This window comes from Nisaea nitritireducens (genome assembly GCF_014904795.1).
GTDB classification, from domain to species: Bacteria; Pseudomonadota; Alphaproteobacteria; order Thalassobaculales; family Thalassobaculaceae; genus Nisaea; species Nisaea nitritireducens.
Genome location: NZ_JACZFS010000038.1, coordinates 54,858 through 68,774, shown reverse-complemented (window position 1 = coordinate 68,774; position 13,917 = coordinate 54,858). Strand labels below are relative to the sequence as shown.

The following is a 13,917-nucleotide window of genomic DNA, read 5'->3' as shown; positions in this document are numbered from 1 at the left end:
GGGCTAATTCGCCTTCAGGGCCAGCGACCGGGGCGGTCCGTCTTCCGCTTTCGACATGAAATCAGCCCAGATTTCGGCAGGCAGGCTGCCGCCTGTCACGCCGTCCATGGCCGAGGCATCGTCGCGGCCGATCCAGATCCCGGCGACCAGATCCGCCGTATAACCGATGAACCAGGCATCGCGGAAATCCTGGGAGGTGCCGGTTTTCCCGGCAGCGGGCCGCCCGATACGGGCCCGGCGACCTGTGCCGCTTTCCACCACCAACTGCAGCATGGAGTTCAAATCGGCGACCGTGCGCTCCTCCACGATCTGTGGGGCGGGTCGGTCGTCATGGGCATAGATCGCCCCTTCGGCGGATGTCTGAATGCGCTCGACCGCATAGGGCGAGACGAACCGGCCCTGATTGGCGAATGCCGCATAGGCCGCCGTCATTTCCAGCAACGTCACCTCACCTGCGCCGAGGGCGAGGCTTGGCCCTTCCGGCAGAGTGGCCGTCACGCCGAGCCGGCGCGCAACCGAAAGCGCCCGGCGCCGACCGATCGCTTCAGAGAGATTCACCGTCGCCGCGTTCAAAGAATGCGCCAGCGCGTCTTCAAGCGTGACCTCCCCCCGATACCGGCCGTCGAAATTGCGCGGCGTCCAGCCGTTCAGCGCAACCGGTGCATCGGGCAGCCGCGTCTTGGGCGTGTACCCTGCCTCAAGCGCTGCCAGAAAGACGAAAGGCTTGAAGGCGGAACCCGGCTGGCGCAGCGCCTGGGTGGCACGGTTGAACTGGGAGCTGGCATAGTCGCGCCCGCCGATCATCGCCCGGACAGCGCCGTCCGGCGACATCACCACCATGGCGACCTGCCGGGCGCCCTTCTTGGCACCGCGCTTCATGCCCTCGCTGACGGCCAACTCCGCGATCCGCTGCAGCCGCCTGTCGAGGGTCGTGCGGACCGTGCGGTCCCCGCCGCCGGGGCCGGCATAGCCGTTCGCCCGCTCCCGCGCCCAGTCGGCGAAATAGCGATGGTTCCGGCTCACCCCTGCCGCGCCCTGGATGGCGGACGGACGGGCGGCGATCCGCTCTGCCGCGTCCTCGGTGAGGTAGCCCGCATCGGCCATGTTCAGCAGAACCTGCCGCGTGCGGCCCTGTGAGCGCTCCTGGTCGACCGCCGGATTGTAGCGTGACGGTGCCTTCAGCAAACCGACCAGCATAGCGGACTGGTATGCTGTCAGGTCCTCCACCGGTCGGCGGAAATACTTCCGGGCCGCCGCATCCACCCCATAAGCGCCGGCACCGAAATAGACCCGGTTGAGATAGAGCGCGAGGATCTCCTGCTTGCTGAAACGGTGCTCCAGCCAGAACGCCAGCAGCAGTTCCTGGATCTTCCGGGAATAGGACCGGTCCGCGCTGAGAAAGACATTCTTGGCGAGCTGCTGGGTCAGGGTACTGCCGCCCTGCACCGTCCGCCCCGCCTTGAGATTGACCGCGGCCGCCCGCAGGATCGAGATCGGATCGATACCGAAATGAGAGAAGAACCGTCGATCCTCGGTTGCGACCAGGGCATCTATCAGGGGATCGGGAAGATTGGCCGCTGTGACCGGGCGACCATGCAATGCACCGTAGGAAACGAACATGGCGCCATCGTGGTCGAGCAGCCGGGTTGCGCCCGCCCGCTCATACCGGTCGAGATCGGTGATGTCCGGCAACTGGTAGGCATGATAGGCGAGCACGCCGCCCACCAGCACGAAGGCCCAGATCGCCGCGACGAAACCATATTTGATGAGCCCCGCAACAATGCCTGTGCGCTTGCGCACCACGGTCGATTTACGGCGGCGGGATGTCGCCGGCTTGCGGGACGTGGCAGGTTTGCGCGTTCCGGCGGCGGAATTTTTGCCCGCCGGCTTTTTTGCAGTCGCGGGTTTCGGTTGTGATTTGGCGGTGGGTTTGCGCGCAGCCTCGTTCTTCGCGGCAGTCTTGCGCGTGCCGGAGGATGAGCGGCGGGTTGCCGCTGCAGATTTTTTTGTCGGAGTCCGTGCCATCTGGAATCACGCCCAAAATTCAACATTAGAATTAACTCATAAGCATTTGATTTAGGCAAATATTTTTAACCCACTTAATGCATAACATTAAGTGTGAAATTAGCGTTAATTTCGAAGGCGATATAATAAAAATCCTTTAATAACATATAATTATCATATTTTCTTAAATGTATTTCTAATTTTCAATACTAATTTAACGAATATAATCAAATAATCGGCCTTAAACACTTGTTTTTATTATGCCTCTCGCTCCGATCACGCGCTCTCGCATTGTCCGTGATCGTGCGGGCGCGTAGCTAATCGACAGTGACCAATTCACCGGCTGGAGATCCGCCATGACCATCACGGACTGCAGGGACCTCGCAGTCTCGAATGCCGACAGCGCCCTCGTCGCGGCATTGGAAAACGCCCACGAAATGTTCCTCACCTATTCGGGCGACCCGCTCGGCGAGATCACCGAGGTGCTCGATGCCGAGCCGGATTTCGTCATGGGTCAGATCTTCAAGGCGGCGCTGCTGACGCAAGCGATGGAAACCCGGATCTATCCGGAGCTTGTCAGCACGCTGAAGACCGCCGAAGCGCTGGCGCCCCGGGCCAACGAACGGGAACGCCGGCATATCGAGGCCATCAGGGCCTGGGCCGACGGCGATTTCCACGGCGCCGTCGACCGCTGGGACGCGTTGCTGGTGCAGTTCCCGCGCGACCTGCTGGCCCTGCAACTCGCCCATCTCTCAGACGTGCTGCTCGGCGACACAGACAATCAGCGGGACCGTGTGGCCCGCATTCTCCATGCCTGGGATGAAAGTGTCCCCGGATACGGCTATGTGCTGGGTCTCTATGCCTTCGGGCTTGAGGAAAATCGGGATTTCTCGATTGCCGAAGAGTGCGGCCGGCGGGCCGTGGCCATGAACCCGAAGGACGCCTATGCCATTCACGCAGTCGGCCATGTGATGGAAAGCCAGGGGCGTCAGTCCGGCGGCATCAACTGGATGCGCTCACGCCAGCAGGACTGGACTTATGGCAATTTCGCCAATCATCTCTGGTGGCATCTCTCGCTTTACCATCTCGACCTTGCCCAGAACGATCAGGTGCTCGACATCTATGACCGCTGTCTGCGCAGCACCGATTCCAGTGGCGACAGGTACGAGGAACTGGACGCGGCCGCCCTGCTCTGGCGCCTTGAGCTGCTTGGTGTCGATGTCGGCGATCGCTGGAAGACGCTGGCGGACAAGTGGGAGCCGAGCGCGACGGACACGCTCTATGCCTTCAACGATGTGCACGCGATGATGACCTTTGTCGCCGACGGCCGTTGGGAGGTGGCGGAGCGGGTGCTGAACGCGCATGAGCGCTACACCACCGCCGCCAACGATGCCAATGCGGCCATGACCCGGACGGTCGGCCAGCCTTTTTGCAAGGCCCTGAAAGCCTTTGCCGAGGAGAAGTACGGAGATGCCGTCGATATCCTGCTGCCGATCCGCTACCGCACCCGCTATCTCGGCGGCAGCCACGCCCAGCGCGACATTATCGGCATGACCCTGCTTGAATCGGCTCTCCGGGGCGGCCGGAACGATCTCGCCCTGGCGCTGGCTTCAGAGCGCACCGCCCTGAAGCCGACAAGCCCGCTGAACTGGCGGTTTGCCGCCCGGGCCCACCGTGGTCTCGGCGACCATACGCGGGCCACGGAAGCAGAAGCCCGGGCGATTGCCATGCATGGTTAGATGTCAGGCCGGCGCCTGTTTGTTCCAGGGCATGTGTCGCAGCATCCGCGCCATACCGCACCAGCCGGTCACGCCCGCCATCAGCAGGCCGGCACCGACAAAGGCCGGGATCAGGGCATAGATCGGATCGGCCAGATAGCCCGCGAGCCCGCCGGCAAAGGCGAAAGACCCGGCGATGATCTGCACTTGGCGCATGATCTCCAGCGGCGCCTTCTTGTTCCGTGTGACTGGCAGGCCCGCATCCTTCCAGCCCTCGATGCCACCTTCAAGGAAAGCGGCGGAGGCAAATCCGGCTTCTACAAAAAGCGGGGCATTGATCATCGTTCTGTTGCCGGAACGACAATGCACCACTACGCCTTTATCGAGATAGGGGGCGAGATCTGCGGATTTCCATGCCGAGAGCGGAATGGCGACCGACCCGGGGATCCATTCCCGTGCCCGCTCGTCCGGCTCGCGGATATCGATCAGGACGAGCTTTCCGCCTTCGATCTGCGGCGCGGCGCTCTGGGCATCGATGCCCGGAAGCTGCTGATGATTTGTCTCCATGGTCTTTTCCTTTCTCGAGCCGGCCTTATTCGGCTGCAATGTCCGCTTCTTCGGGCGGACAGAAATGTTTCTGCAAAACGGCAAGCAGATCGCTGACCGGCCCCGGTGTCAGGGCGTAATACCGGCTGCGCCCTTCGGCGCGCGCAGCGACCAGTTTCTCCTCCGCCATGCGCGCCAGATGCTGCGACAGGGCTGGCTGCGAAAGATCCAGCCGGGCCGCGAGATCGTTCACGGTGAGCTCGCCCGCATCTGCGAGATGGCACAGCACCATGAGCCGGTTCTTGTTCGCGGCGGCCATCAGAAAATCCGCAACACCGGACGCCTTCTGCTCCATGATCTCAAGGGATAGTCCCGTCATTCGTAAAATCCTGAGCGATCCGGTTTACATATATAAGTTATTGCTTATATATTGAATCGACGAAGCGGAGACAAGCCTTTTCCGGGAGAAGTGCTGTGAACAACCTGACAAAGCCACTGGTCGAAGGTTTTTTCGACGAGCGAACATCGACCATCACCTATGTTGTGAGCTGCCCGGACACCAAACAGGCGGTCATCATCGATTCAGTGCTCGATTTCGACTCCGCCTCGGGCCGGACCTTCACCGAGAGCACGGACAAGGTGCTCGGTTATATTCGGGACAAGGGCCTGCAGGTGAGCTGGCTGCTCGAGACCCATGCCCATGCAGATCATCTGTCGGGCGCGCCCTATATGCGCCGCGAGCTCGGGGTCGGCATCGCCATCGGCTCGCACATCAAGGATGTGCGCGACGTCTTCAAACCGGTCTTCAACCTGGAGAATCTGAGCGAGGAGCCGAACGAGTTCCAGCATCTCTGGCAGGATGGCGACAGCTTCAAGATCGGTAATCTGGACTGCGAGGTGATGCACACGCCGGGTCATACGCCGGCCTGCCTGACCTATCGGATCGGCGATGCACTGTTTGTCGGCGACACGATCTTCATGCCGGATTTCGGCAGTGCTCGCTGCGACTTCCCGGGCGGCGATGCCCGCACACTCTATCAGTCGGTCCAACGCATCCTGTCACTTCCGGACGACTACCGGATTTTCGTCGGACACGATTACCAGCCGGGCGGCCGCGAGATTGCCTTCGAGACAAGTGTCGCCGAGGAAAAGGCGCGGAGCATCCATTTCAAGGACGGTGCGGACGAGGAAAGCTTCGTTGCCATGCGCGAGGCCCGGGACAAGACCCTCGATATGCCGAAGCTGATCCTGCCATCGATCCAGGTGAACATCCGAGCCGGGCAGTTGCCGGAGCCGGAAGAAAACGGTGTGCGGTATCTGAAACTGCCGCTCAACCAGTTCTGAGGGTCGAGTCAGAGCCCTAGGGCGATCCGGCGCTGTTCGTATTCCGTCTGGTCTATGTCGCCGCGCAGGAACGAGTCCATCAAGCCCTTCAACTCGCCGCGTGCAACGGGATTGGCGGCTGGCCGGGGTTGGGATGTTGCGGTCGTACCAAGGGGCGCGGCTGGGGTGTCCGCAGGTGAGGTCCAGCTATTGTTGACGGCTGTTGACTCGACCGGATTGCCTTCACTATCGAACTTTGCCTCATACTCGGCCTTGACGGCCGGGATATCGAGCGCGGTCTGCACCCTGCATGCCCTTTGATCGGCATAGCGAACCAATGCCTTGTTGCGGGTTTCCAGAGCCGCAAGCTCCTTGCCGGGTGCGTCTTTCAGGTCCAGCGCGGCCAGTGCCGGCCAGAACAGCAGGATTCCAACCGCCCCGACCATGATGTTTCGGCCCTGACGGTCATGCCCTTCGACAACACGCGAACGCATTGCATCGTTGTTCCGTCCGATTTCCCGATCAAGCTCGGGACAGGTCAACTGTTGGTCCTGTCGGGTAAATTCGGCAACAGTGACGGCTTCCCGGCCGGCACAAGCCGAAAGCGACAGCGCGAGGCAAAAGGCCGCGGCACGGCGATACAACATCGATTTCCCCCAACGCCCCCGAACGCAATTCTGCCACAACCCTAGCCGCGACAAGTGTCACGGGCAACAGCCGGGAAAATCTCGCGCGCTAGAGTTTATCCAGGGCAGCCGATCAGATATCCAGGTTCGCCACCTTCAGCGCGTTTTCCTGGATAAACAACCGGCGCGGCTCGACCACGTCGCCCATCAAGGTCGAGAAGATTTCCTGCGCCTCGTCCAGATGGTCGACCCGGACCTGCAACAGGGTGCGCTGGTTGACGTCCAGCGTGGTTTCCCAGAGCTGATCCGGGTTCATCTCGCCGAGACCTTTGTAGCGGTTCACGGTGAGACCCTTGCGGCCGCTTTCCTGGATCGCCTCGATCAGCGCAATCGGGCCATGGATCGGCCGTTCCGCATCTTTCATCAGAAGCGAGGCGCCCTTGCCGAACGTCCCGGCCAACTCGTCGGCCAGGCCGGTGAGACGGCGGGCTTCCGGCGTCCGGACCTGGATCTGGTCGATCCTGTACCGCTCGGTCACGCCGCGCAGGGTACGCTCGAACACCAGTTCGATATTGTCCGCATCGAAATGACCGGTCCAGCCGCGTTCGATATCCTCGGAAAGCGCATCGAGCCGTTCTGCAATGCTCGCGGCCGTTTTGGTGGCACGCTCGGGATCGGCCAGCAATTCCGGGTTCAACGCACCGGCAATCGCGCACTGTTCGACCACGAAGGCGGAGCCGATACGGCGCACCAGCGGCTCGATCAGCGTCTTCGCGTCCCGAGCCTGTTCGGCCATCCGCTCAAGATCCGGGCCGAGAATCTGGGCCCCGTCGGCGAGCTTCAGGGTAACCCCGTCAATACCGTTGTTGATCAGGTAGGCTTCCAGCTCCCGGTCGTCCTTCAGATAAGTCTCGGAGCTACCCTTCTTGGCCCGGTACAGCGGCGGCTGGGCGATATAGAGATGGCCGCGTTCCACCAGCTCCGGCATCTGCCGGAAGAAGAAGGTAAGCAAAAGTGTCCGGATGTGACTGCCGTCCACGTCGGCGTCAGTCATGATGATGATCTTGTGATAACGCAGCTTGTCGGCGTTGAATTCCTCCGAGCCGATGCTGGTGCCAAGGGCGGCGATGATCGTGCCGATTTCCTGGCTGGACAGCATCTTGTCGAAGCGGGCCCGCTCCACGTTCAGGATCTTGCCGCGCAACGGCAGAATGGCCTGGGTCTTCCGGTCCCGCGCCTGTTTGGCGGAACCGCCGGCGCTGTCGCCCTCAACCAGGAAGACTTCGCAGAGCGACGGATCGCGCTCCTGGCAATCGGCCAGCTTGCCCGGCAGGTTCGCGATATCGAGCGCGCCCTTGCGACGGGTCAGCTCACGCGCCTTGCGGGCGGCTTCCCGCGCCGCAGCGGCTTCATAGGCCTTCGAGACGATCTTCTTGCCGTCCTGCGGATGCTCCTCGAACCATTGCTGCAGCCGCTCGCCAAGGATCGATTCGACCACCGGCCGGACCTCGGAAGAGACCAGCTTGTCCTTGGTCTGGGAGGAGAACTTCGGATCCGGAACCTTCACGGACAGCACGCAGGTCAGACCTTCGCGGGCGTCGTCGCCGCTGAGCTGGGTCTTTTCCTTCTTCGCAATCCCGCTTTCCTGCGCATAGGCATTGATCGTCCGGGTCATCGCACCGCGGAAGCCGGCAAGGTGCGTGCCGCCATCGCGCTGCGGGATGTTGTTGGTAAAGCAGAGCGTGTTCTCGTGGTAGCTGTCGGTCCATTGCATGGCGACTTCGACTGTTATCCCGTCGCGCTCGCCGGAGACCACGATCGATTCATGCAGGGGCTGGTGATTGCGGTCGAGATAGTCGACGAACGCCTTCAGGCCGCCCTCGTAGAACAGGTCGACGGAGACTTCCTCCGCCTCACGCTTGTCGGACAGCAGAACGTGCACGCCGGAATTCAGGAAGGCGAGTTCGCGCAGCCGGTGTTCCAGCGTCTTGAAGTCGAACACGGTCTTGGTGAAGGTCTCGGTCGAAGGCAGGAACGTGATCTCCGTGCCCTTCTTGCCGTTTGCCGGGCCGACCACGGCCAGCGGCGCCTCGACTTCGCCATGGCGGAAGCGGACCACATATTCCGTGTCGTTCCGCCAGATCCGGAGCTCGAGGCTTTCAGACAGGGCATTTACGACCGAGACACCGACCCCGTGCAGACCGCCGGAGACCTTGTAGGAATTCTGGTCGAACTTACCGCCGGCATGGAGCTGGGTCATGATGACCTCGGCGGCGGAGACCCCTTCCTCGGAATGGATATCGACTGGAATACCACGCCCGTTATCGGTGACCGTGGCCGATCCATCCGCGTTCAAGGTGACCGTCACCAGATCGCAATGCCCGGCCAGCGCCTCGTCGATGGCGTTGTCGACCACTTCGTAGACCATATGGTGCAGACCCGAGCCATCGTCGGTATCACCGATATACATGCCCGGCCGCTTCCGGACCGCATCAAGACCGCGCAGGACCTTGATCGACTCGGCGCCATATTCAGCGTCTTCGCCTGTCACGCCGTTCTGTTCCGGAAGATCATCTTGTGCCATGTCGGCTCCTAGTCCTTCAGGTGATCAATCGACCCGTACTTCACCGTCTTCAACGGCAAAGAACTGGCCAGCGCCCTCAAGGGACGCGAACAGCGCCCGGTCGGTGCCGGTCATCCAGACCTGCCCGCCAAGCGCGAGGAGAATATCATAAAGCGCGGCCCGCCGGCCGCTGTCGAGATGGGCAGCAACCTCGTCCAGCAGCAGCACCGGAACCGCGCCGGTTTCATCGGCGCCCAGCTTTGCATGGCCAAGCACGATGGCAATCAGCAACGCTTTCTGCTCACCCGTCGAGCAGTGCGGCGCCATCATGCCCTTGGTCATGTGCCGGACTTCCAGATCGCTGCGATGCGGGCCGGGAACAGGGGCAGGCTCGCTGCCGTCGAGACGCCGGGCCTTCTCCAGCCGCGCCTTCAGTTCATCTTCAACGGCCAGCGCCGGACGGCTGACAATCTCCGTCTCGACATATCCGTCAAGCGAGAGTTCCGCCCCCGGAAACGGGCCGTACCCGGCCATCGTCTCCGCATTCAGCCGGGCCACAAGCCCGGTCCGGGCCGCTGCGATGGCAACCGCCTTTTCAGCAATCGATTCTTCTAGTGCCGCGAACCAGGCACGATCCCGCGTGCCGTTCCGCAGCAGCCGCGCCCGTTCGCGCAGCGCGTGGGTATAGGCATTCACCCGGGTCGCATGGTCAGGATCGAAGGCATAGACCAGCCGGTCCAGAAAGCGCCGCCGGTTCGAGGAACCCTCGATGAACAATCGGTCCATCTGTGGCGTCAGCCAGGAGACAGCCAGATGTTCGGCCAGCACAGTCTGGCTCTTCGCCGGCACGCCGTCGATCCGCACCAGGCGCTTCTCGCCACCATCTCGGCCACTTCCCTCGGGGCCCGGATCCCGGCCGGTGCCGATCTGCACGGACCCCGCCATACCGCCAACTTCGGCGGAAACGGCCCAGGCAGCGTTGCTTCCATCGGCGGCGACCCGGCCGACTTCCGAAATCTTGGCCCGGCGCAAACCGCGTCCCGGAGTCAAAAAAGAGACCGCTTCAAGCAGGTTCGTCTTGCCCGCACCGTTCGGTCCGGTCAGCACGATTGCCGAGGCGGAAACATCCATCCGGGCCGAAGCGTAGTTGCGGAATGCGGTTACGGACAGTCGGTTGACGCGCGGCGAAACCCGTCCGGTGCTGGATAGCACCGGTTCGGGCGTCGTGCAGGACATGTCCGTGTTTCGCAATGCGTTTAACATTTCCGTTCGTGCTGGCCTCGGAACCCTGGAGCGGGCCGTCCTCAGACGCGCATCGGCATCAGCACGTAAAGGGCGCTTTCGTCATCCTGGTCGAGAATGATCGTCGGCGACGCCTGATCGGCAAGCTGAAACACTGCCCGCTCGCCCTCGATCTGCCCGGTGATATCCAGGAGATATTTGGAATTGAAACCGATCTCGATATCGCTCGCGCTGTAATCGACCTCGACTTCTTCCTGGGCGGTACCGTTATCAGGGCTGCTGGCGGAGAGGGTCAGCTGGCCGCTTGTGACGGCAAGCTTCACCGACCGGGATTTTTCGGTCGAGATCGTTGCTACGCGATCAACCGCTTCGGAGAAGCGCTGCCGGTCGACATGAAGCATCTTGTCGTTACCGCTCGGGATCACCCGCTCATAATCCGGGAAGGTGCCGTCGATCAGCTTGGTGGTGACCACCGTGTCTTCGAAGGAAACCCGCAGCTTGGTGTCGGAAAGCGAGATCGTGACGTCGCCGTCGGCGCCGTCGATCAGCTTGCGAACCTCGTTCACGGCCTTCCGCGGCACGATGACGCCGGGCATTTCCGCCGCGCCTTCGGGCAGAGGCATCTGCACCCGGGCGAGGCGGTGACCGTCGGTCGCCACCGCGCGCAGCACCTTGACGCCATCGGCGTCCGCCGCGTGCAGGAAGATACCGTTCAGGTAATAGCGGGTCTCCTCGGTGGAGATCGCGAACCGGGTCCGGTCGATCAGCATGCAGGCATCGGCCGCGCTGATGACGAAACTGTGGGGAAGCGCATCGCCGCTCAGAGCCGGGAATTCCTCCGGCATCAGGGCGGGAAGCGAGAAATTCGAGCGGCCGGCGCGGATCGTCACCCGGCTGACATCGCCGGATGCTGCAAGCTCCACATCCGATCCGTCAGGAAGTTTGCGGACGATATCGTAGAGAGTATGAGCCGGCACTGTCACGATGCCGGCTTCCGACACGTCGCACGCTACGGATTCGACGATGTCCATATCCATATCGGTGGTGCTCAGACTAAGCCGTCCGTCAGCTGCCTTTAACAGAACGTTGGACAGGATCGGGATCGTGTTCCGCCGTTCCACAACACTTTGGACATGTCCGAGAGGCTTAAGCAAAGCCGCGCGATCGATAACGATTTTCATATTCTTCTACTTACCGGCTGGAAAGTTGATCCCCCAATCGCCGACCCAGCGGCGAACGAGCGCCTCCGCGTGAGACAAGCGCATGAAACTATAGCACAAGTGCATGGCGCTTGCGGTAGTTTCAAAGGCAAAAAAGTTCGTGCTGCTGACCCATTATGGACGGCACGCGGACCTGCCCTGAAAGATCACGATTCCAGCATGCGCCGGAGCAGATCGACATCGTCGTTGAATTGCTTGTCCAGGCCGCGCAATTCCTCGACTTTTCTCACTGCGTGCAGCACCGTCGTGTGGTCCCGGCCGCCGAATTTCCGGCCGATATCCGGCAGCGATTGCGAGGTCAGCTGCTTCGACAGATACATCGCTACCTGCCGTGGCCGGGCAATCGCACGGGACCGGCGGGCCGAATGCATCTCCGAAAGCCGAATCTGGAAATGATTCGCGACCTGGCGCTGGATTTCTTCGACAGTCACCCGGCGGTCATTGGCCCGCAGCAGATCGACCAGAACTTCCTGGGTCATCTCCAGCGAGATCTCCCGGCCGACCAGGGTCGAATGGGCGACGATCCGATTCAACGCACCTTCAAGCTCGCGCACGTTGGAGGAGATCTTGTGAGACAGGAATTCGAGCACTTTCTCCGGCATCTCGACACCGAGGCGCTCAGCCTTGGACTGCATGATCCCGAGGCGCAGCTCGTAGTTGGTCGGATGAATGTCCGCGACCAGCCCCCAGCCGAGCCGCGACCGCAGCCGCTCTTCCATGCCTTCGAGATCGGTCGGCGACTTGTCGGCGGAAATCACCACCTGACGGTTCTGGTCCACCAGCGCGTTGAAGGTATGGAAGAACTCTTCCTGGGTTGAGTCCTTGCCGCTGATGAACTGCACATCGTCGATCATCAGCAGGTCGACCGACCGGAACTGCTCCTTGAACGCGACCGTGTCGCGGAAGCGCAGCGCCCGGATGAACTGGTACATGAATTTTTCGGCGGAGAGGTAGATCACCCGCCTGCTCGGATGCCGCTGCCGGACATGCCAGGCAATGGCATGCATCAGGTGGGTCTTACCAAGGCCGACCCCGCCATAAAGGAACAGCGGGTTGAACGGTACCGTCTCGCTTTCGGCGACACGGCGCGCGGCGGCGAAGGCCAACTCGTTCGGCTTGCCGACGACAAAGTTATCGAATGTGAAACGCGGATCCAGCGGCGCCTCGAAGTCCGGGCGCTCGTCCGAGCCGGAGAAACCGTGAACTGCGGGAGCTTTCAGCGGCACGGGGCGCTGCGCCGGCTCGACCATGCCAGCCTCCAGCGCGGCATCCGCAGCCTCGTCCCGGCTGGTCTCTGACCTGCCGCGGCTCGACGCGAAGATGGCAATGGATTTCACATCGGGATGTTCGACCGACCAGATGGCCCGCAGGCGATCGGAATATTGCGACCGGACCCGATCACGGACAAAGGGGCTAGGCGCTCGCATGATCGCCGTGCCTTCATCGATGCCTTCGAAGGTCAGCGGCTTCAGCCAGTTCCGGAAAACCGCGTCACCCAGTTCAGTCCGGAGTCTGCCTCGCACACGCGCCCAACACAGCTCGTGATCGCTCGAAATGCCGGCAGTCATGTCCTGACCTCCGGCGACCTGTCGTTGCGGCCCGAATTCACCCCACACATCCAAACCTCTTCTCGACCCCTTCTCCTGCGCGATCCTGGTCATCTCAGAGCCCCATCCGATGTAACGACCAGCCGGCCGGAAAATACATGTTCCGGACACAGCTTCCCTCAGACAAAATCGCCCCGGCGATTTCTTGCACTCTTCGGGCTGTGCGAAATAAATCTTTGAAACGTTGAAGGTTTTACTTGGCGACCGTTCGGACCGCCCTGTCAAACCGCAACGTTAAACGAATACCGAGCCTGAACTTTTGAATGGTCTTGTTCATTTTGTTTTCACTCCGGCGCGGCAGTAGGCAGTCAAACTACCCAAGTGCTTTTCGGCGCGCAACCGTGACTCTTTCCAAAATGACGATTTTTTTTCGCCGATTCCGCCGATCTTTTCCTTGACAGAATCAATCTCCACTTTGAATCAACGCCTTGAATTCCGTCCTTCAAAGATGACATCGCCTTTCCATTCCACCCACCGGAAAGGCGCGCTCAATCTATTGAATTTATTAGAGTTTTCAGAAATCGGTGTTGATTGAGTCGCGCTGACCACAATATTTAGAAGGTCATTTTGCAACAAATATTCAATAAAAATGCAGCTAAAGCGTCATGGCGGCTTCACACGCACCGGCGGCCGTGCCAGTCCGCAGAACAGCAAAAGCCGCACCCCGAGAGGCGCGGCTTTCACTTAAAGTATTCGTCAGGGCGTCCGTTTTTAGGCGGAGATTGCCTTGATCCGGGCGGACAGGCGCGACAGCTTGCGCGACACGGTGTTCCGGTGAAGGACACCTTTCGTCACGCCACGCTGCATTTCCGGCTGCGCTGCTTTGAACGCGGCCTGAGCGACTTCCTTGTCCCCACTGTCGATCGCCGTCTCGACCTTCTTGACGAAGGTACGGATACGGCTGATCCGGGCGTGGTTCATGACCCGGCGCCGTTCATTACGGCGAATACGTTTTTTGGCAGACTGATGTTGCGCCATTTGCTTCTAATCCCAGCTCGATGCGCGGAAATTCAAGAGGGCGGCTTATAGACGAGCACCCCCGTCGCGTCAACCGCGTAAATCCGACTG

Annotated in this window: 12 protein-coding genes; 3 read left to right on the top strand and 9 right to left on the bottom strand. The window is 61.2% G+C overall.

The window, feature by feature from the left end:
* Positions 1 to 3: 3 nt before the first annotated feature.
* Positions 4 to 1,800 (bottom strand): transglycosylase domain-containing protein, encoded by a 1,797-nt coding sequence (locus tag IG629_RS13555; RefSeq protein WP_193172475.1) that lies wholly within the window; start codon positions 1,798 to 1,800, stop codon positions 4 to 6.
* Between IG629_RS13555 and IG629_RS13550 the strand changes: the two genes are divergently transcribed.
* Both IG629_RS13550 and IG629_RS13545 read left to right on the top strand, forming a co-directional pair.
* On the top strand, positions 1,781 to 2,080 hold the full coding sequence (locus tag IG629_RS13550; protein ID WP_193172474.1) for a hypothetical protein: 300 nt from the start codon (positions 1,781 to 1,783) through the stop codon (positions 2,078 to 2,080). The two genes, IG629_RS13555 and IG629_RS13550, sit on opposite strands and share 20 nt — an antisense overlap.
* 280 nt (positions 2,081 to 2,360) lie before the next feature.
* Entirely contained in the window at positions 2,361 to 3,743 is a 1,383-nt protein-coding gene (locus IG629_RS13545) for a tetratricopeptide repeat protein (protein WP_193172473.1), read from the top strand.
* A gap of 3 nt (positions 3,744 to 3,746) precedes the next feature.
* On the opposite strand, the gene IG629_RS13540 is transcribed toward IG629_RS13545, so the two are convergent.
* Complete coding sequence (locus IG629_RS13540) at positions 3,747 to 4,289, bottom strand: rhodanese-like domain-containing protein (protein WP_193172472.1); 543 nt, start codon at positions 4,287 to 4,289, stop codon at positions 3,747 to 3,749.
* Between the two features lie 25 nt (positions 4,290 to 4,314).
* A complete protein-coding gene (locus IG629_RS13535) occupies positions 4,315 to 4,647 on the bottom strand; it encodes an ArsR/SmtB family transcription factor (protein ID WP_193172471.1) in 333 nt (110 codons plus the stop codon).
* A 95-nt stretch (positions 4,648 to 4,742) separates the two neighbouring features.
* On the opposite strand from IG629_RS13535, the gene IG629_RS13530 reads away from it, so the two are divergent.
* Positions 4,743 to 5,612: an MBL fold metallo-hydrolase gene (locus IG629_RS13530; protein WP_319025085.1), complete on the top strand. Its 870-nt coding sequence runs from the start codon at positions 4,743 to 4,745 to the stop codon at positions 5,610 to 5,612.
* Between the two features lie 8 nt (positions 5,613 to 5,620).
* Here IG629_RS13530 and IG629_RS13525 read toward each other — a convergent pair whose 3' ends face one another.
* From IG629_RS13525 to rpsT, 6 genes are all read right to left on the bottom strand, one after another.
* Positions 5,621 to 6,238 carry a hypothetical protein gene (locus tag IG629_RS13525; protein WP_193172470.1) on the bottom strand — a complete coding sequence of 206 codons (618 nt, stop codon included), beginning with the start codon at positions 6,236 to 6,238 and terminating at the stop codon, positions 5,621 to 5,623.
* A 112-nt stretch (positions 6,239 to 6,350) separates the two neighbouring features.
* Positions 6,351 to 8,801, bottom strand: a complete 2,451-nt coding sequence (gene gyrB, locus IG629_RS13520) for a DNA topoisomerase (ATP-hydrolyzing) subunit B (protein WP_193172469.1) — start codon at positions 8,799 to 8,801, stop codon at positions 6,351 to 6,353.
* A 24-nt stretch (positions 8,802 to 8,825) separates the two neighbouring features.
* On the bottom strand, positions 8,826 to 10,016 hold the full coding sequence (gene recF / locus IG629_RS13515) for a DNA replication/repair protein RecF (RefSeq protein WP_193172468.1): 1,191 nt from the start codon (positions 10,014 to 10,016) through the stop codon (positions 8,826 to 8,828).
* Between the two features lie 68 nt (positions 10,017 to 10,084).
* Positions 10,085 to 11,203: a DNA polymerase III subunit beta gene (gene dnaN / locus IG629_RS13510; RefSeq protein ID WP_193172467.1), complete on the bottom strand. Its 1,119-nt coding sequence runs from the start codon at positions 11,201 to 11,203 to the stop codon at positions 10,085 to 10,087.
* A gap of 185 nt (positions 11,204 to 11,388) precedes the next feature.
* Positions 11,389 to 12,810 (bottom strand): chromosomal replication initiator protein DnaA, encoded by a 1,422-nt coding sequence (gene dnaA, locus IG629_RS13505; RefSeq protein ID WP_193172466.1) that lies wholly within the window; start codon positions 12,808 to 12,810, stop codon positions 11,389 to 11,391.
* Between the two features lie 750 nt (positions 12,811 to 13,560).
* A complete protein-coding gene (rpsT, locus tag IG629_RS13500) occupies positions 13,561 to 13,827 on the bottom strand; it encodes a 30S ribosomal protein S20 (protein WP_193172465.1) in 267 nt (88 codons plus the stop codon).
* Positions 13,828 to 13,917: the final 90 nt, after the last annotated feature.